General features: G+C 44.8%; 15 protein-coding genes. 3 read left to right on the forward strand and 12 right to left on the reverse strand.

What is annotated here, in order from left to right; translation table 11 throughout:
- Window positions 1–355 precede the first annotated feature (355 nt).
- Window positions 356–1,855, reverse strand: coding sequence for a sensor domain-containing diguanylate cyclase (locus ACHUFN_RS01415; RefSeq protein WP_394220526.1), 1,500 nt, complete (start codon window positions 1,853–1,855; stop codon window positions 356–358).
- Window positions 1,856–2,006: 151 nt separating this feature from the next.
- Here ACHUFN_RS01415 and ACHUFN_RS01420 point away from each other — a divergent pair, with 151 nt between their 5' ends.
- Window positions 2,007–2,597 (forward strand): exopolysaccharide biosynthesis protein, encoded by a 591-nt coding sequence (locus ACHUFN_RS01420; RefSeq protein WP_394220527.1) that lies wholly within the window; start codon window positions 2,007–2,009, stop codon window positions 2,595–2,597.
- On the opposite strand, the gene ACHUFN_RS01425 is transcribed toward ACHUFN_RS01420, so the two are convergent.
- The 8 genes from ACHUFN_RS01425 to ACHUFN_RS01460 all read right to left on the reverse strand — a co-directional run bounded on the left by ACHUFN_RS01425 (window position 2,590) and on the right by ACHUFN_RS01460 (window position 13,364).
- A complete protein-coding gene (locus ACHUFN_RS01425) occupies window positions 2,590–3,432 on the reverse strand; it encodes a sterol desaturase family protein (protein WP_394220529.1) in 843 nt (280 codons plus the stop codon). The genes ACHUFN_RS01420 and ACHUFN_RS01425 overlap by 8 nt on opposite strands.
- 144 nt (window positions 3,433–3,576) lie before the next feature.
- Window positions 3,577–4,203 carry a CDP-alcohol phosphatidyltransferase family protein gene (locus tag ACHUFN_RS01430; RefSeq protein WP_394220531.1) on the reverse strand — a complete coding sequence of 209 codons (627 nt, stop codon included), beginning with the start codon at window positions 4,201–4,203 and terminating at the stop codon, window positions 3,577–3,579.
- Window positions 4,197–4,832 carry an ATP-binding cassette domain-containing protein gene (locus ACHUFN_RS01435; protein WP_394220532.1) on the reverse strand — a complete coding sequence of 212 codons (636 nt, stop codon included), beginning with the start codon at window positions 4,830–4,832 and terminating at the stop codon, window positions 4,197–4,199. The genes ACHUFN_RS01430 and ACHUFN_RS01435 overlap by 7 nt, the downstream gene beginning before the upstream one ends.
- Window positions 4,825–6,576: an ABC transporter permease gene (locus tag ACHUFN_RS01440; protein ID WP_394220534.1), complete on the reverse strand. Its 1,752-nt coding sequence runs from the start codon at window positions 6,574–6,576 to the stop codon at window positions 4,825–4,827. The genes ACHUFN_RS01435 and ACHUFN_RS01440 overlap by 8 nt, the downstream gene beginning before the upstream one ends.
- Window positions 6,576–7,847, reverse strand: a complete 1,272-nt coding sequence (locus ACHUFN_RS01445) for an ABC transporter substrate-binding protein (protein ID WP_394220536.1) — start codon at window positions 7,845–7,847, stop codon at window positions 6,576–6,578. The genes ACHUFN_RS01440 and ACHUFN_RS01445 overlap by 1 nt, the downstream gene beginning before the upstream one ends.
- Window positions 7,848–7,893: 46 nt before the next feature.
- On the reverse strand, window positions 7,894–8,850 hold the full coding sequence (locus tag ACHUFN_RS01450; RefSeq protein WP_394220538.1) for a DUF547 domain-containing protein: 957 nt from the start codon (window positions 8,848–8,850) through the stop codon (window positions 7,894–7,896).
- 5 nt (window positions 8,851–8,855) lie between these two features.
- On the reverse strand, window positions 8,856–11,009 hold the full coding sequence (locus ACHUFN_RS01455; protein ID WP_394220540.1) for an FAD-dependent oxidoreductase: 2,154 nt from the start codon (window positions 11,007–11,009) through the stop codon (window positions 8,856–8,858).
- A 15-nt stretch (window positions 11,010–11,024) separates the two neighbouring features.
- A complete protein-coding gene (locus tag ACHUFN_RS01460) occupies window positions 11,025–13,364 on the reverse strand; it encodes a TonB-dependent receptor (protein ID WP_394220542.1) in 2,340 nt (779 codons plus the stop codon).
- A gap of 166 nt (window positions 13,365–13,530) precedes the next feature.
- Between ACHUFN_RS01460 and ACHUFN_RS01465 the strand changes: the two genes are divergently transcribed.
- A complete protein-coding gene (locus ACHUFN_RS01465) occupies window positions 13,531–13,941 on the forward strand; it encodes a hypothetical protein (protein WP_394220544.1) in 411 nt (136 codons plus the stop codon).
- Between the two features lie 36 nt (window positions 13,942–13,977).
- Here the strand turns inward: ACHUFN_RS01465 and ACHUFN_RS01470 are convergent, their stop codons facing one another.
- Entirely contained in the window at window positions 13,978–14,445 is a 468-nt protein-coding gene (locus ACHUFN_RS01470; protein WP_394220546.1) for an EVE domain-containing protein, read from the reverse strand.
- A gap of 302 nt (window positions 14,446–14,747) precedes the next feature.
- Here ACHUFN_RS01470 and ACHUFN_RS01475 point away from each other — a divergent pair, with 302 nt between their 5' ends.
- A complete protein-coding gene (locus ACHUFN_RS01475; protein ID WP_394220547.1) occupies window positions 14,748–17,096 on the forward strand; it encodes a YgiQ family radical SAM protein in 2,349 nt (782 codons plus the stop codon).
- A gap of 109 nt (window positions 17,097–17,205) precedes the next feature.
- Here the strand turns inward: ACHUFN_RS01475 and ACHUFN_RS01480 are convergent, their stop codons facing one another.
- Window positions 17,206–17,607: an eS24 family ribosomal protein gene (locus ACHUFN_RS01480; RefSeq protein ID WP_394221027.1), complete on the reverse strand. Its 402-nt coding sequence runs from the start codon at window positions 17,605–17,607 to the stop codon at window positions 17,206–17,208.
- On the reverse strand, window positions 17,607–19,271 hold the full coding sequence (locus tag ACHUFN_RS01485; protein WP_394220549.1) for a S41 family peptidase: 1,665 nt from the start codon (window positions 19,269–19,271) through the stop codon (window positions 17,607–17,609). The genes ACHUFN_RS01480 and ACHUFN_RS01485 overlap by 1 nt, the downstream gene beginning before the upstream one ends.
- Window positions 19,272–19,292: the final 21 nt, after the last annotated feature.

Consider the following 19,292-nt stretch of genomic DNA (forward strand, 5'->3'; position numbering starts at 1 on the left):
GCGCCGATTTTGCGTTCGTGCACGTAAAATACGCTTCTTTCAGTTTTCAACATCACTATGACATGTCAACACTTCAAATACAAAAACAATCACACTCCCATTTGTGATTATTTTCAATCACAAATTAAAATGTGATTAATTTGAGTAACATTAACGTATAGGTAGGGGATAAAAGAATGGTAAAAACCAGAAGAATATGAAGTAAATTAGGGTAAATCAGCGATTGAATATTGGAGCAAGTATTGCTACTTGAGCTGGACTAGCTCAGCCTTTACTTTGCACGCTGGTGAATCTAGATACCTTTAGAACATATTGAAAAATCAAACAAAGTCTCGCTTAAGAATATTATCTGTAGCTAGAATTTAGCGCAATTTCTTCCCGAATTTTTTGCACGATAAAGTGCTTCATCGGCTTGCTCTACAAGCCAAGATGCACTTTGCTTTCCATGTTTCAAATGCTCACTTTCCAACTCAGTATCATTGAAGTTGACCATTCCAATACTCACGGTTAGCGAACAATCGTGATCAGACGCTTCGTGATAAATGTCTAAGAACAAGACATTGCGTAAAATACGCGCTGCAATCGCTTTTAATGTGTCGCGGTCTGTGTCAGGCAAAATTACAACGAATTCTTCGCCACCATAGCGGGCTACCAAATCATCACTACCCACACAGCTATTAGTCAGCGTTTCAGCAATTTTCTGAAGTACTGCATCTCCAGCAACATGACCGTAAGTGTCGTTATATTGTTTGAAGTAATCCACATCAATAAGCAACAGGCTCAAAGAGAGTCGTTGTTCAATACATCTCGCCACGTCCAGCTCTAATGTAATATCAAATAACCTTCTATTGGCAATGCCTGTTAAACCATCAATATTGGCTAAACGCTCTAATTGCTTGTTGGCTTCTAACAGTTCAGCTTGCGCTTTTTGAAGCGCCTTTTTGTTGTGCAGATTTTGTAATGTGTTCCCCAGCATTTCTCCTATTCGGCGCAAATACTCAATATCATGAGGCTTCCACGAATAGGGGCTCCCAATAATGTCACAACCAATAAATCCGTACACCTTTCCACCAACCATTATACCTACGCAGAGTATTGAGAAAATACGCTGTTCTTGAAACATCTCTCTTTCAGATGCAGCAGAGTCAGGAATTGATGAAACATCTTCTACTTTAAATATACCGTTTGAGATATGGCTCATAAAAAATGGCATTGTGTCGGTTGGGATATTCTGTAACTCATCGATAAACGGCGTTACACCTGCTGCTACCCATTCGTGCGTATTCGACATACACTCTTCTTGTTCGTCAAATTCAAATAAATAACACCTGTCGACATCGCAAAACTCCCCAAAAGCGGCAAGCGCCTGGTCAATAATGCTATCGAGTTCATGTGCACCCGCCGTTATAAGCTTCGACGAAAAATCTGTGAGAAGTTGATTGAAAACAATATGTTTGCTCACTGCTGAATGTTTACTATTGTCGGCAAAAAGCTCCGTTGAATTCGGCTTTACTCGCAATACCACCCAATCGCCAAGTGGCGTATTAAGAATGTCGCTTTTTACAAAGCAGTTCATTGTTCGTGAATCAGTTTGAAGCCTAAGCTGTTGAGATACCGATTTGCCGGAATTTACCATAGAAAAAGGGTTGGCATTTTCGGGAATTTGCGTTTTGGTTTGAGGATCGAAGAACACGATAGACTGCCCTTGCGAAGCACCCATTTCACTTATCCCGAAATCTCTTTCAAAGCCCTTGCTAGCATATACGTGGCCTCTTTCTGGGCATTTAAATAATATGCTAGACGGCATTTGACGAAGAATTAAAAGTATATCTTGCGTATTCAATGTAGTTCTCACCAACAACTATCCATTAAATGTAGCAGTACATTTTCGACAGTTGAAAAAACTTTTTCCCATTCAATAAGCAGCTTATTACGTGATTAAACTTAATTGAGGTCAATTCGTACTGATTGAAGGAACAACTGTAAAATGGAATTATATTTTTATAATGAACAACTCAATTGTAGAACTGTTGGATGAAATGCAAGATGAGCAAGAACAAGATAACAAAACTTGTTTGGGTGACATTATCGAGCGTTTTGAGGACAGAGGGTTCGGCCCTTTACTATTAGTACCAGCGCTAATTGCCCTGCTCCCCACCGGCGCTATTCCGGGTGTACCTACATTGTGCGGAATAATGTTGTTTTTTATCTGTATTCAAGTTGCCATAGGTAATTCAAGCCCATGGATTCCTAAATGGATAAGTGAAAAAGAAATCACTACTGACAAACTTGATAGTGCAATTCAACGTGCCAAGCCTTACGCTCGAAAGACAGAGAAACTCCTTAAGCCTCGACTCACTTTTTTATCAAAAACACCAGGGAAAAACTTCATTGCGGGTTACTGTGCCATTGCATCCCTTTGCATGATTCCTTTAGAGGTGATTCCTTTCGCAGTAGCGCTCCCTGCACTAGCACTTTGCATTACCGCCCTTGGCATGACCAACCGCGATGGCGTGTTTCTTATTGTCGGAATGCTACTTCAATTAGGTACGGGTTATCTTGTACTAAAAGCGTTAGGGGTTCTCGGCATTATTTAGATTTAAACGGCTGAAGAAGCAAAGCAAGTATTGATGCATTTTCTTTTACTGCTGGCACATCTTTTTGACCGATCGGCAGCGTTTCATCGCTGTGTTCGGCCCGTGGCGTAAAACTATTAAACAGCCTATCCCACCACGACACGCTAAACCCATAATTAGAATTAGACTCTTTTTTCGCTTGGCTATGATGAATACGATGCAAACGCTGGGTGATAAGCACCAGCCCTACTCTGTCGTCCCACTTTTGCGGCAAACGAATATTGGCGTGATTAAAAAGCGAAAAGCCATTAAGCGCCACTTCAAAAATAACAACGGCCACAGCCGGAACACCTAATAAGACTACCGCTACTGCTTTCACACCTAAGCTTATCGCTATTTCAATAGGATGAAAGCGCAGGCCCGTGGTGGTGTCGACATGGCTGTCGGCATGATGCATTTTGTGAACCCGCCACAACAAAGGCACAGTGTGAAAAAGTCGGTGCTGCCAATAAATAATCATATCAAGCAGTAAAATGCTTATTGCCACAATAGAAATGAAAATGATGTTTGAAGAAAGTGCGCCATCGTTAGGCGTGATGGAATCTGGCTTAGCAGCCATAACAGCGTTAAAAAGCCCTACACCCTCTTGTTGCGCCCATAAAGACACACCCACTAACGTCGCTGGCAGAATTATTCGCGACACTACCGCGCCCAAAACCACCATGGATAAATTGCCAACCCAGCGGGATTTTCTATCAAGTACGGCTTTTCTTGCTGGCTTAACTGTTTCAAGTAAAGCCATAACAGCAAATACGCCTAAAAATATGCTTAGGCGAATAACAGACGCGTTATCCAACGTGTATCACCTTTAATATGTTTGTTTTGGCCCTTGTTCTTAAAATACGGTTGTTTATTTACCGTCATATATACCGTTTTATCACTGCCTTACTTTTTACGCTCTATCTTTTGCGCCCATGTCCCGCGCTCTACTTTTTGCGTTCTATCTTTTGCGTTCTACATTATCAAGCGTGGTGAAACCACCAGCTATACGCGTAATAACCGTAACGGCACACGCTGCAGCAAACACATAGGCAATTGGCGCGAAATAGTCAGGCCATATACAAAACGCCAAAAACACTAATATGGTTTCAGTGCCTTCAGTTAATCCCTGCATGTAGTAAAAGCTTTTATTAGCAAACTGAGGCCTGTCTATTTGAAATTTCTCTGCCGCAATAGCGAACGCCAAAAAGCTGCTGCCCGTTCCAATAAAGGTGGCTAACAACACCATGGCTGGTATGCCCCACTCCTCAGGGTTTGCAATACCAAACGCCAACGGAATAGAAGCATAAAAAAGGAAATCTAAACAAATATCTAAATAGCCCCCGGCACTACTGCTACTTTTTTGGTAGCGCGCTAGCTCACCGTCTATGCCATCAAACACTCTATTTAATATGATGCAACCAAGCGCCACATTCCACCAGTTAAGAATTATAAAGGGTGCCGCCAATATACCGGTAAAAAAGCCAGCAAGAGTAACCTGATTAGGAGAGATACCTCTGCTATCCAGCGCTTTAATAAGCGGTTTTAGTAGCGGTTTAATGAAAGGAGTCACTTTTGCATCTAACATGGTGATAACTCGATAATGTCGCCGCCTGCCGCCATCGCGTCGTCTTTGTCGTGGGTCACTAATACGGCGGGTATATTTCGCGTTTGAAGCTGCTTAAATGTCCAGCTTCGAATTTGTCCGCGCAAGGTAAGATCTAACTTACTAAAAGGCTCGTCTAACAGCACAACGTCGGGTTGTGAAGCTAAGGTTCGCAATAAACTTATTCGCGCCTGTTGACCACCAGAAAGTGTGTTTACCGCGCGATGCGCAATACCCTCTAACTCTACAGCCCCTAACAGTTCTTCAATAGCATTGTTTCTAGCTTGTTTGCCTTTCGGCGCATCTTCAGGCATTGCAAAGGCAATGTTTTCTCCCACCGTCATGTGTTCAAACAACAGTGCGTCTTGAAACATCATGCCTACTTTGCGCAAATGCGCGTCTTTGTCGTTAATCACAACATTGTTTATCTTAATGCTTCCACTACAACGAAACGGCGCATGAAGCTGACCCGCTATGGCTTGAAGTAAGGTAGATTTACCCGAGCCGCTTGGGCCCATTACCGTTAACACTTGTCCATTTTCCACGCAGGCATTAACGTTAAGTAGCTCCACATTGTCGCGATAAATAACAATATTCTCTAAACTAAGCACTGTGCAGTACGCCCTTTTTCTTTTCGTTTTTCACTATTGGTACTGAGTTACCGCGTTTTTCACCCAAAAAAGCATCAGAAGACCACGCTAGAGCAAACCCAACAAGCGGCATAACAGCTTGAACAATCACAAACACCGCCGTTAACCTTGTGCTACTTCCCGATACTGATGCTACGGCCTCGGTGGTAACGGTGGGTATAGTACCGCCAGACGCAAGTAATGTAGGTAAATACTGGCTAAAACTGATCGCAAGCCCCAGTGCCCAGGCCACTAAAATGGCGCCAATCATAGAGGGAAGTTTGACGTAATAAAACACCTGCCACGGCGTTTTGCCTAAGCTTTGGGCTACCCAAGCATAGCGATTGTCGAACTTCCGGTACGCCACCGCCATAGATAAAAACACATACGGCAACACATACACCATGTGCGCAATAAACGTGTGAAACCATACTGCATTTTGTAAAACAATTTGCTGGAACCAAACCAAACCATACAAAAATGCGACGCCAGGCACCAAAAGCGGCAGAAATATCGAGATAGAAAAAGCGTTGGCCGTAAATGCATTGGCAGGTTTGAGTTGCTCGCTTTCAAGGGCAAACAACACAAGAATAAGAGACGTTGTGCTTACTAACATACCAAGTATCAATGAATTAATTAGCGGCGCAGCTATTGCGCTTAATGCTGTAGACCAGTGAAGTAAGGTAACCCCTTCTGGCAGCAGCGTGGGATAATGCCAGTGCTTAGCAAAAGAATACGTAACTACGGTATACACCACCGCACAAATCAATACGACATAAAGTACCAATATGCCAAAGCCTAACCCTTGAATGAGGGAGTCAGCCATGGGGCGTTTACCTTTTACAATGCTGTACTTTCCAATGCGCTTAACCATAAGCTCAATACCAAAGAACATGAGCAATGCAATGGCAGATATCGCCACTTGTACCACTGCTGCGCTGCTTGCTAATAATCGCATAGACAAATCAATATGGTTGAACCAGTGCATAATTGCTACGGCCAACGTACTGGGGTTGTTAGGCCCTAAAATAAGCGGTATTTCTACATTTGAAGTAGCAAACACCAATACTGCCAATATGGGCAGCCTTATTTGGGCAAAAATGGGGGGAATGACCAGTTTAAAGAAGCTCGCGATGTGAGAATAGCCAAGCGTATTACCTACTTGCACGTAACCGTTTAACTTTTTTTGTACCAACGGCTGAGACATCACGCTAAGTGTCATTAAAATAATAAAGGGTAACTCTTTTAAGCTAAGCGCGAAGAGTACGCTTAAGCCAAACTCATCATAAGGGAAAATGCTGCTACTTGATGCCGGTAAGGCAACGTCATTACCGAAGGTGGTAAGGCGTGCAAATAACCCCGAGGGGCTTAATGCAAACAATAACGCAATAGCTGCTGCCGCATGGGGAAAAACCAAAAACGGGCTAAGTAGCCCCTGAATTTTACCAAGCAGGGCTGTACGGTAAAACGCCGCGAGCAGCAAAAATGCGCCTGCAATCGCCAATAGCGTTGAGCCAAGGCCCGTAAACAGCGACAGCCACATCATTTGCCACACACCATCTAAAGCAAAGAACCGTGTAAAAACCTCAAATGAAATAGCGTTGGCGCCAATAGCAGGAAAGTAACCTAGTGCAGGAAACACTACACCAACAAGTCCTGCCAACACTGGAATGCACAGTATGAGCAGCAGGCACCAACGTGTAAATAGCGTGAAATGAACGAACATTAGTATCGCGCTCCGTAGCGCTGGTACCAGGCTTCGCGCAGCGCGTCAGTCCAACTTGCATGAGGCTCAGCAAAAAGTACCGTTGACTTAGATTTATCAAGAGCAGAAGGATGCGTATTTTCATCGTCAAATAACGCCTGCTGAGCTTTAGAAAGCTGCGTCAGATCTAAAACCGTATCGTCGCCCCACACCGCCAATGCCTGTTTCTTCGCCTGCGCTTCAGGTGAGAGTAAAAAGTTAACCACCGTTTTTGCTGCGGCCTTATTACTTGAATTATAAGTCAGCCCAACAAAATGCACATTGGCTAAACTTCCATCTTGCATTGCATAAGTGCGCACATCTTCAGGTAGATCAAAGCGCGTCACGGCAGAGGGAATTTCAGATGCAGTGAAAGAAAACGCCAGCGTTAGCTCACCTGTACCGACTAAACGCTGTAGTTGCGAGGCTTGGCGCAGCATGTAACCTCCCTCTTGCCACATGGTAGGGTGCAGCGCATCTAAAAACGCCCACAGCGCAGGCAGCACAGTTTTAAGCGCTTTATCCGTAACGGGCTGATAAAACAATGTTTGTTTGTCGCCGTTAAGTGCAATAGCAGCGTATTTTATAAAGCTAATTCCTAAATAGTCGTTAGGTACAGGATAAGTAAATCGGCCTGATGCTTTTTCGCTAAACCGAAGAAGTTCGTGAATATTTTTTGGGGCTGTGATGCCAAGCGATGCCATGTGCACACTACGATAGTAAAATACCATCGACGCTTTACCCCAAGGAGCTTCCATTCCTTGGGTAGGTTCACCAAAATCCGTTGTCATTGCAGGGTTAGCAGCCGGATTAGTGAGTGCAAAGTTTTCAAGTTCGGCAACCCAATCACTACTGAGAAGCTGGTGTTTTTTCATGGCAGCAAAGTTTTCGCCATTAATCCAAATTAAATCTACACTGCCATTGTCATGATTACCCGCTGCCTTTTCAGCAAGCACGCGAGACACGGCATCGCTGGTGTCGGCAAGCTTTACGTGTTGCAGCTCAATGTTAAAGCGCTGGCGTACTTGAGTGGCTACCCACTGCAGGTATCCATTAACCTGAGCGCTACCTCCCCATGCATGAAATCGCACAATGCCATTTTTTTGTGGTTCATTTTTTTGTGGTTGGGAGAACGTTTTTGAACTGGGCTGCTTTTGCAAATTGCTCTGTTTTGGGGAAGAAGTCGCTAGAGCCATACTCACCGAAGTCGATAGCACCAAAACTGTAAGCAACGCCATTTGTAAGATTAACACGCATAACACTGAAAGCGATTTAGCCCTAAACCGCCCGTACACCGCACTACTGGGCATCATTAAGAGCCCAGTCGTAATCAAGAAATTCGATATCAGCATTACCTTGTTTCAACAAAGAAACTTGCTCGGATGAGAGTGCAAGCGCATCTTTATACAGCAAAATAAATTGGGAAAGGTTTGATGTGCCGCGCCAGTTCTTTTCGTTTTTGCCCGCGCTTTCAAAATCTTCGCGATACCAATCGAAAATTTTGGAGATTTTTAATGTATTGCCGTCCATCCTATTTCGCGATGTATCTGCTAAAAAGCGCATAGTTTGCGCTTCTAGCTGAGTATCTAACGTTGCACCTTCGTAGGCCTCTTCGCGAAGTGCGGGGCAGCCTATACTCGCGCAATTGACTGCAAAATGTATACGAGGCTCATCATACCTTTGGTTGCTTTCATTCGGGCCCCGAATCAGTTCATGTTCAATTTCGTCTAAGGTGCGGGTTTTACCCAGCAAAGGCGCGATGTTCTTTTTCCAAGGCGAAGAGAAAAAGCTTCCTAAGTCGCGAATAGATTCTAAATCCGGATACTCGGTAAGGATCAAATCAATGGTGTAGGCATTGTAAGCGTTAATAAGAAACGCCAGCTGTACGTCTTTATCCCAGCTATCGAAAGCGGTTTTCTTTACGCTTGCCAAGCTATTCAAATACTGAGTTAATTGGGCGCTGTCTTGCTTAAACCCAGCATAATCAACTTGCGTGCTTGCACCATTGGCAATTGGCCTTACATGCTTACCCAATAACTTATTGAACGGGCTATGTAAGTCGCCTTCAGACTGTGCCTGAACTGAAAAGCTCAGGCAAAGGGTAAGCAGAATAAGTCTACTTAGTGCTAAACACCCTGTATTGAGTACTCGCGTTTTCGTTGAACACCATACTGCTGGGTTAAAAGACGCTGAGTTATAGGACGCCGCTTTAGCGAAACGCCCCATCATTTCTATCACGCCCATCAAACTAGCCATTACACTTAGCCTCTGCGCCATGTGTGGAACTTTTCTACATAGCTAAGCAGCTTTTCTGGTGCGTTAGCGCGCTTCCAATTACCTGCCGTATACTTTGCGCCTTCAGCCCAAGTGGGATAGGCGTGAATGGTCCCCAGAATCTTGTTTAGTCCTAAATCGTGCTTCATAGCGATGACGAACTCGGCTAATAAATCTCCCGCGTGCTCTGACACTATCGTCACACCCAGTATTTTATCTTTCCCTGGTGGTGTAAGCACTTTGATAAAGCCTTTTCGTGCACTCTCGGCAACAGCGCGATCTAACTCTGCAAATTCATAGCGTGTTACTTCCACGTCTATGTCTTGCTCTGCAGCGTCACGTTCGTTAATGCCTACTCTTGCAACTTCAGGGTCGATAAAGGTTGTCCACGGAATAACGCTATAGTCCACTTTGAATTTTTTAAATGTACCAAATAACGCGTTTACCGCGGCATACCAGGCTTGATGTGCTGCCACATGAGTGAACTGATAAGGGCCAACAACATCGCCCGCTGCAAAGATATTAGGCATGAGGGTTTGCAGGTATTCGTCAGTCTCAATTGTTCTATCAAATTGAATACCTAAGTCTTCAAGCCCAAACCCTTTTAAGCGTGCTTTACGCCCTACCGCCACAATCACCTCATCAAAGGCAACGGTAGATTCTACGCCCTCTTTAGACACTACTAACACTTTCTCACCGTCTTGCTGTTCAAAACGAAGTGCATCGTGAGACGTTAATACATTTACACCGCTTTCTCTTAGTACCGATTCAGCGTACTCGGCGACATCGGCATCCTCTCGCCCCATCAAGCGAGATTCGCGCTCTACTTGCGTCACCTCGCTTCCGAGTCTGGAGAATGCTTGCGCTAGCTCACAGCCGATGGGGCCGCCACCTAAAACAATCAGGCGCTTGGGCGCGTCGTCAAGTTCAGCAAACTTCGCCCACATAGTGTCAGAAGTGACATAGCCACTTTCCTTAATACCCGGCAAGTCAGGCACAAATGGTGCTGCACCTGTCGCTACCACAATGTTTTTGGTGGTTAAAGTTTGCGTACCACCGTCGTTCATTTTAATTTCAACGGTCCATGGACTGATAATTTTCGCGTAGCCTTTAACAACATCAACACCCAGATTGGTGTAACGCTCAACACTATCGTTCGGTGCAATGGCTGCTATAACCTCATGCACTCGGCTCATTACTTTTTTAAAGGGCACAGTAGGCGTAACAGGCTCAATACCGTAATTTTCGGCATGACGCATTTGATTAGCCACTTTTGCCGATTTGATAATGGCTTTACTCGGCACACATCCATAATTCAAGCAGTCGCCGCCCATTTCCCCGGCTTCCACCAAGGTTACTTTGGCTTTTACCGCTGCTGCGATATAACTTGTTACCAAGCCACCAGCGCCCGCGCCAATAACCACTAAGTTGCGGTCGAATTTTTTTGGTTTACTGTAGCCTTTGTACACGCGACGACGATTTACAACGGCAACGATGCCTTTGGCAATCCAAGGGAATATGCCAAGCAATACAAACGAAAAAATAAGGCCAGGTGAAACAATGCCAGATAAACTTTCTATCTGTGCAAGCTGGGTACCTGCATTCACGTATACCGCTGTGCCCGCCAACATGCCAACTTGGCTAACCCAATAAAACGTCCACGTTTTAAGTGAAGTAAGGCCCATTAACAAATTAATGAGAAAGAACGGAAAAACAGGCACTAATCGCAGGGTAAACAAGTAAAACGCGCCTTGCTTCTCTACGCCTTCATCAATTTTCTTAAGCTTTTCCTTGAATTTATTACGCACTGTGTCGCGCAAAATAAATCGAGAAACAAGAAACGCCAGCGTGGCACCAACGCTTGAAGCAAAGGAAACAATGATTAAGCCTTGCAACAGGCCGAACAACGCCCCCGCAGCTAAGGTCAGAATTGCAGCGCCAGGCAAAGACAATGCGGTCACAGCAACATAAACAGCGAAAAAGACGCCTATGCTCAACACCGGGTTTTCTGCTATTTGCGCTTGAAAAGTATCAAGGGAGTCTTTCATCCCCTGAAGCGTTAAGTAACTATTTAAATCGAAATAAAAGAAGCTAAATATAGCGGCAGCAATAACCCCTAGTAGCGCTATTTTCTTAAACATATTCATCCTTAGCGCTTAAAACGCATATTGCACGGTAACTTGAGCATGACGTGGCATATTCGGCATAACAAGGGTTGCGCCAAAGAAACCGCCTTCAAACAACGGCTGCCAGTTCTCTTCATCGGTCACGTTAATGACATCTAATCGCACGCGTAAGTCGTCGCTCACTTGATAGTCGGCATTCAAATCAAGCGTATATTGGTCACGTATGTGCACGGTCTGCAAAAAATCTAATGGAAATGACTTGGTGTAAAGCGCGCTTGCACCTAGTTGAACATCATCAGTAATCTGCCAGCCAGCATTAATGGACGCAATTTGCGGCGGAATCCCCTGAACACGGCTATCGGACGCAGGAAAGGCAGCGAAAGACGGCGAACCCACGCCAGTGCCCTGAATAATGTCAGGACGACTATTATCGAATGCATCAATCACTTGTGCCGTTTCTTGGAAAGCCGCTGAATTATCAAAGCGTGCATCTAGGTAGCTGTATGCAGCGTTTATCCAGATATCATCTGCTTGATAAAACATTTGCAGTTCAAAACCTTGGGTTTTAACACCGCTGTTGCTTCCATCGCGATTACGCAGGCTTCGGGTTTGATCAAACACCGCCGCTTCTGCATACCAGCGGCTATTTGGCGCGTATTTTACGCCTACTTCATACAAGGTATTTTCGGTGGCAAAGTTAAGCGGGTTAATCTCATTATTGCCTCCTAAAACTGTACCGCCCGCCATACTATTTGAAGTGGCATCGTTTTCTGAAAACGCAGCATATAAATTAACATCGCTGGTTAACTTATATACGGCGCTTAACTGATAACTGGTAAGCGTATCGCTATGGGTATCAGACGCGGCTTCTACTGAGGTTGGCGCAAGCGGGTCTCGCGCTTCAACATCATAGTAGTCAACACGCACACCTGCGATAGTTGAAAGCTTATCTGTCCAGGTTGAACGCTGCTGTAAAGCAAGCCCAGTCTGCCAAGTGGTAGAGTCTGTGGTGTCAGACAAATTAAAGTCGCCGCTTCCATCGCCATTCAAATCGTATTGTGCCCCGGGAGAAACAAATACACCCGGGCGAAGCTCAACCAAACGCGCTTTTTGTGCATCGGTAAGTGGAATAACGCGATTTGAAATAGGCCCGGTTAAATCAATGGGGTTATCTGCCTCAGTGGTAAATTGGCTATACCCCAATACATCGTTGTAACGAATCGCTAACCCAACAGTAGTAAGTTGGTTGTCGTTCCATTGATAGTCTAATTCGGTGCGGTTTTCAAACGTGTCAGCACCGTCAATAATCTCTACAAAGCTGTTTTGCGCAATTTCTTCACGCTCTAGATATTGATAGTAGGTAATATTGCGAAGTGCTGCGTTATCCGCCAGTTTATATTCAATATTACTACGAATGACGGTAGTTTCTGCGCCGTTGACATCATCAGGGTTAGTGAACACTCGGTTTCGCGGAATCACCACTTCACCCGTGGGCGAAATAATAGCGCCTGCGCCAGGCACCGTGCTACCATTTGGTTGTACGCCCTGCCCTGTTATGTAAATCCCGTTGTCGATAAGGTCTTGGGTTGGACGGTTAATACCTGCATTATCTGGATAGTCGGTATCGTAATATTCTGCGCTAACGTCCCACGTAAGTATGTCGCTTGGTGTATAGCGATAGGCAACGAATAAGTTCGTGCTGTCGCGCTCTGCAAAATCATAAAAACTATCGTGATCTAAATATTCGGCGCTCACGCGAATACCGCTTTTACCCTCTTCAATTGCCGTACCGTAGTCAACTTGCGCGGAATACTGGTCCCAGCGACCCGCTCGAAGGGTAACTTTACCCTTACTTTGCGTGGTTGGCGCAACTTTCGTTTGCAGGTTTACAAAACCGCCGTTGCGCTGCGTGCTACCGAAAAGTACTGGCGACGGGCCTTTTACCACGTCAATTTGCTCAACACTGTTAAACGATAACGGCAAACCAAAACCGTTATTACCGGCCTGTCTGCGTACTCCGTCTTGAAACAGTTCACCTAGTTGGCCACGAATGCTCGGCAAGCTTGGTGTACCAAAGCCACTTGAGGCATAAGCATTGGGTGCGGCTTTAACAATATCGTGCAAATCATCAATGTTAAGGGCTTCTATGGCTTCTGCTGAGAGTGAGGTTACAGCTCGTGGGGTCTCGGCCGCGGTTAATCCACTTCCAAATATTCCTTTTAGCGTGTTGTCACCTGGGTTTAGGGTATCAACGCTTTGTTGATTGCCTTTTACTTCAACCACTTCGATGTCAGCCAATTGCTGAGCTGACAGTGATTGGCTTATGGCAAGTGCAAGTGTGCTAACGGCAAGGCCGATTGTTTTTTTCATTAACGAGTCCGTATTTTTATTTCTTGTTCGACAAGACCGATACGCATCACAAAAAATTTCAGTACATTTAATTTTTAAAATTTATTAAAAATTACAGAATTAATTGAAATTTTTATTTTGAACAGTCGTTCTAGTATATTCACAACATTATACTTTTGGAGCATTTATGCAAAATACCAATGATATTCAAAAACGTCTGGAATGGTCTCTGTTATCTCTTCGCGTAACCATCTTTATTGTTATGTTCGTATGGACCTTAGATAAATTTGTTAACCCTGCTCACGGCATGGCTATCTTCGAAAAGTTCTATGGTATTGGCGGTGTGCCAGAAACAGCCGTTTACATTATGGGCGCGTTTCAGCTAGCGCTAGTGCTGGCGTTCCTAGCAGGCCTTGTTAAAAAATACACGTACGGCCTTATTTTTTTGCTTCACGGTGGCTCTACGCTTTCGTCTTTCCCACAATATTTAGACGCATTTAATCACTTACTGTTCTTTGCTGCATGGCCAATGTGGGGCGCGTGTTTTGCTCTATTCCTTCTACGTGATGCTGATACCAAATTTACGCTAGGCAACTAGCATTTTTTTACTTCCGCATTTTCCACATTTTGCGATTTAAACGCTTTTGGCAGCTGCGTAAAGTTGCTGCCATTCACTCTCTTCAACAGGCATTATTGATAATCTTCCGCCTTTTTTTACAAGAGGTAGTTCACGAATACTTTCCATCCCTTTTATCACCGATAGCGGAAGGACCTGTGGAAACTTTTCAACAAACTTTACGTCGACTCTATACCAACGCGGGTTATCTTCACTCGATTTGGGGTCGAAATAGCGTGATTCAGGATTAAATTGCGTGGTGTCGGGATACCCAGCTTTTACTACTTCAGCAACACCTGCGATACCCACTATTTTGCAGCTAGAGTGGTAGATAAACACCTTGTCTCCCAACTTAACGCCATCTCGCAGAAAGTTTCGTGCTTGATAGTTGCGCACGCCATCCCACGGTTCGGTCTGATCGGGACGATTTGAAAGATCATCAATAGAAAATGCATCAGGTTCTGTTTTAAAAAGCCAATATGCCATAGTGTCGAGTGTTTTCCGTTATTCAGTGTAAAAGGCTTACTTATATTCTGCCCTGCTACCATCGCATTTATACGTTAACTAATAAATGTGTACATGCAGTGCCAAGCCACGTTAAGTAAACTCGTATCTTATCTGCATTGAGCTATCTAGCGTGTAGAAGATATCATGAGTATACAAAGCACCGTTATTTAATGACAGTGCTATACCTAACCATGACCAAGACTGTTATAATTACATCATAATTCTGAACTTTGTCTTATATAAAGTTTAGCAACTCCCTGATTTATCTAGATGTGATTACTATGCAAGCCACCATTAAGGCCGATCGCGGCCTGTTTTCTTATCCTAAATACTGGCCACACTGTTTAGGCACAGCGCCGTTTCTACCTATGTCGAAAGAAGAAATGGATGCCCTTGGCTGGGACAGTTGTGACGTTATTTTGGTTACTGGCGATGCTTATGTAGATCATCCTAGCTTTGGAATGGCGGTAATTGGCCGCGTGCTTGAAGCGCATGGCTTTCGTGTAGGTATTATTTCTCAGCCAGACTGGACCAGTAAAGACGACTTCATGAAGCTGGGCAAGCCCAACCTGTATTTCGGCGTCACAGCCGGTAATATGGACTCGATGATTAATCGTTATACGTCTGATAAAAAGCTACGTCACGACGATGCTTATACGCCTGGCAACGTGGGCGGCAAGCGCCCAGACCGCGCGGTTACCGTATACTCGCAACGTTGCCGTGAAGCCTTTAAAGGTGTACCTGTTATTGTTGGCGGCATTGAAGCCAGTTTACGACGCATTGCGCATTACGATTACTGGAGTGAAAAAGTACGTCGTTCGGTATTGTTCGACTCGAAAGCCGACATGCTGTTTTTTGGTAACGCCGAACGTCCTCTTGTCGAAGTAACTCATCGCTTAGCGGCAGGTGAAGATATTGCTGATTTGCGAGACATTCGCGGTACCGCGATTATCGTAAAAGAAGCCTTACCAGAATGGCAAGGCGTAGACTCTACCTCTCTAGACAGACCAGGCAAAATTGACGCTATTCCGAGCCCATACCAAATGGAGCCCGAGTGCGATTCGCAAGATAAAGACACGAAAAGCAGCGAAGCGCCCGAAGCCGCGCCTATTGTTATTCAGCCGCCTCAAAAAGAAAAAGAAAAGCGTAAACCATGGGAAAATGTTTACGTTAAGCTGCCAGCCTATGAAACGGTAAAAGACAACAAAGTGCTTTATGCACACACGTCGCGTATTTTGCACCAAGAAACCAATCCAGGTTGTGCTCGCGCGCTCATGCAGCGCCATGGTGATAGGCACATATGGATAAACCCACCGGCTATGCCTCTTGAAACCGAAGAAATGGATGCGGTATTTGATTTGCCTTATCAGCGTGTGCCCCACCCTGTATATGGCGATGCAAAAATACCGGCGTACGATATGATTCGTTTCAGCATTAATATTATGCGTGGCTGTTACGGTGGCTGTACCTTCTGTTCTATTACCGAACACGAAGGTCGTATTATTCAAAGTCGTTCTGAAGACTCAATTATTCGAGAAATTGAGCAAATTCGCGACACAGTACCAGGCTTCACTGGCGTTATTTCAGACCTTGGTGGCCCAACGGCCAACATGTATCGTTTGCGCTGTAAAAGTCCAAAAGCTGAAGCAACCTGTCGTCGCCCTTCTTGTGTGTACCCTAGTATTTGTGCGCACATGGACACCGACCACAAGCCAACTATCGACTTATACCGTCGCGCTCGTAATTTACCGGGTATTAAGAAAATCTTAATAGCGTCGGGTGTGCGTTACGATTTAGCAGTGGAAGACCCAGAGTATGTAAAAGAGCTTGCACTTCATCACGTGGGCGGATATTTGAAAATAGCGCCTGAACATACTGAAGATGGTCCGTTGTCTAAAATGATGAAACCGGGCATGGGCAGCTACTACCGCTTTAAAGAACTGTTCGATAAGTACTCTCAAGAGGCAGGTAAAAAGCAGTATCTCATTCCGTATTTCATTGCGTCGCACCCGGGTACGACAGATGAAGATATGTTAAGCCTAGCAATTTGGCTTAAAGAGAATAAATTCAAGCTGGATCAGGTACAAAACTTCTATCCGTCGCCTATGGCAACGGCTACAACCATGTACCATACCGAGGTAAATTCCCTTCGCAAAGTCACTAAAGACAGTGAAGAGGTACCTTCTGCAAAAGGCGAAATTCACCGCAGGCTTCACAAGGCGATGCTGCGCTATCACGATCCGAAGAACTTTGCGCAAATTCGTGAAGCACTTAAACGTATGGGTCGCGAAGACTTAATTGGCCGAGGGCCGCAGCACTTGGTTCCGCCAGAAACCGCTGATGAGAAGCGCCAGAAAGCACAAAAAGGTCGTCGTGGAGAGCGCGCATTAACTAAACACACCGGCCTACCACCTTCGTTCCAAGGCAAAAACGGGAAAGGCAGAGGAGCTGGCGGTAATTCTAGTACTAAAAATAGACGCAATACCGGCGACGCTAGCACCGTTAACGCAAACGACGGCGCTAATGGCAACAAGTCTGGTAGAAACGGCGGCAGTTCTGGAAAAGTGAATAATGCAAGTGGCACTAAGCGTCACCGTTCACAAAAACAGCCAAGTACACAAAAACGCTAGAAGCGCTTACGTTAAAAAACAAAACGCCCAATGCTAAAAAACATTGGGCGTTTTACGTTTACGCGTAAGAAAAAGCGGTTGGCATTGGCTATACCCAATAAACCTTTAGTTATGCGTCGCTTACAAAATAGCAGCTTACACTTTCAAGCTTGGCTAGTTCACCACTTTGTTCGTTACGCAATATACATTGCTCACCATTACTCAGTAACGTGAAGCTAAACACAGGGTTATCGTGTCTTCCTTCTACAGGTAGCCCCCTGCTATCACGTTGCGCTTTTCGCTCAATGATTAACTGTGGTGTTTTACTAAACGCATCATCTGCAATGGTAATCTTTGCGCCGCCAAACCATGTGCTAATGGTGTCTTCAACACTTTGCTTCTGACTCGCGTTCAATGTCTTCGCCAGCGCTTCACGTAAATCAACCTTTGTGGCAGACGCACAGCCACTTGCCACAATAAGTGACATTGCCATTGAAGCAATAAGCAGCATCGCCTTATTGAAATGCAACATCACTTGCGCTTCTCAATAACAGGTTGGTCTATTTTATTGTGCAAAATGAAAGTTTTTCTTCGTTGTTCAGGCGATTCAATTGGTATAAGTTTTTTATCAGATGAAGCGTTTTCGAAACCGCTTGTATCCTCTATGAGCGCCGAACCATTAGATGATGCAACTTCAGGGCACGACCCTGTAGCAGCATAGTGTAAGGCGGCAGAAAGCATGCCTTCATTCGGATCGCCCAAGCTTTTTGAAAGATCATCTTCAACCCTGCACCCAGGTAACTCAAAATCGAAGTTTGGCGTACTAGCAGGTCTAAAACCATCTGCATAATCACCAAACCCTTTGTTGTTTACACCTTGAAACTGAATGGTGAAGTACGTCTCACCACAGTTATCGGTAGGATAAAAGCCAAAGGGTTTTCCGCATGTTCTAGAGCCAATTTGCACTACCTCTACGTCAATTCCCCTAAGTGCATTCATTACCGCTTCACTGGCTGAACAGGTAGCGTCTGTGGTTAACACATAAACCCTCGTCAAAGATAGGCTGGGCAACTGAACATCGGTGAATTCGCTTTCACTATAATCAATTACCTTGTCATAAAAAGGGGTTGGGCGAATTGGCTCCCTCGTGACCGGGTTAATTGAAGGGCTTTTATCGTTAAAACGCAGAGTTTCAAATATTGCGTTATTTGTTTGACTAGGACCGGCGACCATGTAGGAAAGCTGAGAAGCCAACGCAAGTCGACCACCACCATTATAGCGAAGATCTATAACAAGTTCGGTAACATTTTGTTCAACAAAACTGTCGAACGCGTCAACTAAATCTTGTTGCGCGGAAGTAAGAAAGGCGTTGAATTGGAAGTAACCCACACGGCCATTTTGGGAATCTAGCACTTTAACATTTTGCACAGGGCTCAAAACAATATCGCTAGACGTTAAATCTACAGAAAGCGAAGAGTCATCAGGAAGCCTGAACTCGAAATTTGTTACAATACTTGGTTTATCAGGAAATAGCGCTGCATTAAGAATATCAACACCGCGCTGCGTGTTGTCGTTAATGTAATCTATACCGTTTACACGCTTTAACACTGCACCTCTAGGTACGTTCGCCGTTGCTGCGGGAGAGTTTGGTTCGGTAAAGTTTACCGTTCGCCATCTAGGAACGGTTACCGAGCCTTGCTTCCAATTAAAGCCATAACCCGATGAGATACCTGACTGCGACAACGCATTGTATTCTGCCGTATCTATAGACCCATGGAACTGATCTTTACGATTACCGCTTGCGGTGACCTCATTTGTTTTCAGCAAGTCGAAATAATCTAAAATAGAATAGTTTGCAGGGTCTCTGTCTGGCACTTCGTCATACCAGAGGTAAGTTTCGTTGGTCCATGAACGTAACCATAGCTTTTCTTCCAAAGCTGAGCCCTGTGTATCTGGATATGCATCTCCAGTAAAAGGGTCTGTGCCGCGTCGAGGGTTTTCACACTTTGCGATAAAGCGAGATTGAGGCTCGTAAATACCGGCCTCCCACTTAGGCGCTGTTTCTACGGGAGTTGTTGGTGTAGAAGGGGTTGTTGCCACAGGCGGATTATCTGACGAGCCACCTCCACCACCACATCCTGTTAAAAGTGAAATAGTGACTGCAAAAGCAATAGTAGAATATTTAAACGCTATCATGATTAGAAAAATGTCCTTTTC

The organism is Alteromonas gracilis (assembly GCF_043642145.1).
GTDB lineage: Bacteria > Pseudomonadota > Gammaproteobacteria > Enterobacterales > Alteromonadaceae > Alteromonas > Alteromonas gracilis_B.

Coding starts and splice junctions, on each gene's coding strand:
- ACHUFN_RS01485 (WP_394220549.1), bottom strand. CDS start 19,271: ATGATAGCGTTTAAATATTCTACTATTGCTTTTGCAGTCACTATTTCA.
- ACHUFN_RS01440 (WP_394220534.1), bottom strand. CDS start 6,576: ATGTTCGTTCATTTCACGCTATTTACACGTTGGTGCCTGCTGCTCATA.
- ACHUFN_RS01450 (WP_394220538.1), bottom strand. CDS start 8,850: ATGGCTAGTTTGATGGGCGTGATAGAAATGATGGGGCGTTTCGCTAAA.
- ACHUFN_RS01430 (WP_394220531.1), bottom strand. CDS start 4,203: ATGTTAGATGCAAAAGTGACTCCTTTCATTAAACCGCTACTAAAACCG.
- ACHUFN_RS01470 (WP_394220546.1), bottom strand. CDS start 14,445: ATGGCATATTGGCTTTTTAAAACAGAACCTGATGCATTTTCTATTGAT.
- ACHUFN_RS01480 (WP_394221027.1), bottom strand. CDS start 17,607: ATGTTGCATTTCAATAAGGCGATGCTGCTTATTGCTTCAATGGCAATG.
- ACHUFN_RS01475 (WP_394220547.1), top strand. CDS start 14,748: ATGCAAGCCACCATTAAGGCCGATCGCGGCCTGTTTTCTTATCCTAAA.
- ACHUFN_RS01465 (WP_394220544.1), top strand. CDS start 13,531: ATGCAAAATACCAATGATATTCAAAAACGTCTGGAATGGTCTCTGTTA.
- ACHUFN_RS01420 (WP_394220527.1), top strand. CDS start 2,007: ATGAACAACTCAATTGTAGAACTGTTGGATGAAATGCAAGATGAGCAA.
- ACHUFN_RS01460 (WP_394220542.1), bottom strand. CDS start 13,364: ATGAAAAAAACAATCGGCCTTGCCGTTAGCACACTTGCACTTGCCATA.
- ACHUFN_RS01455 (WP_394220540.1), bottom strand. CDS start 11,009: ATGTTTAAGAAAATAGCGCTACTAGGGGTTATTGCTGCCGCTATATTT.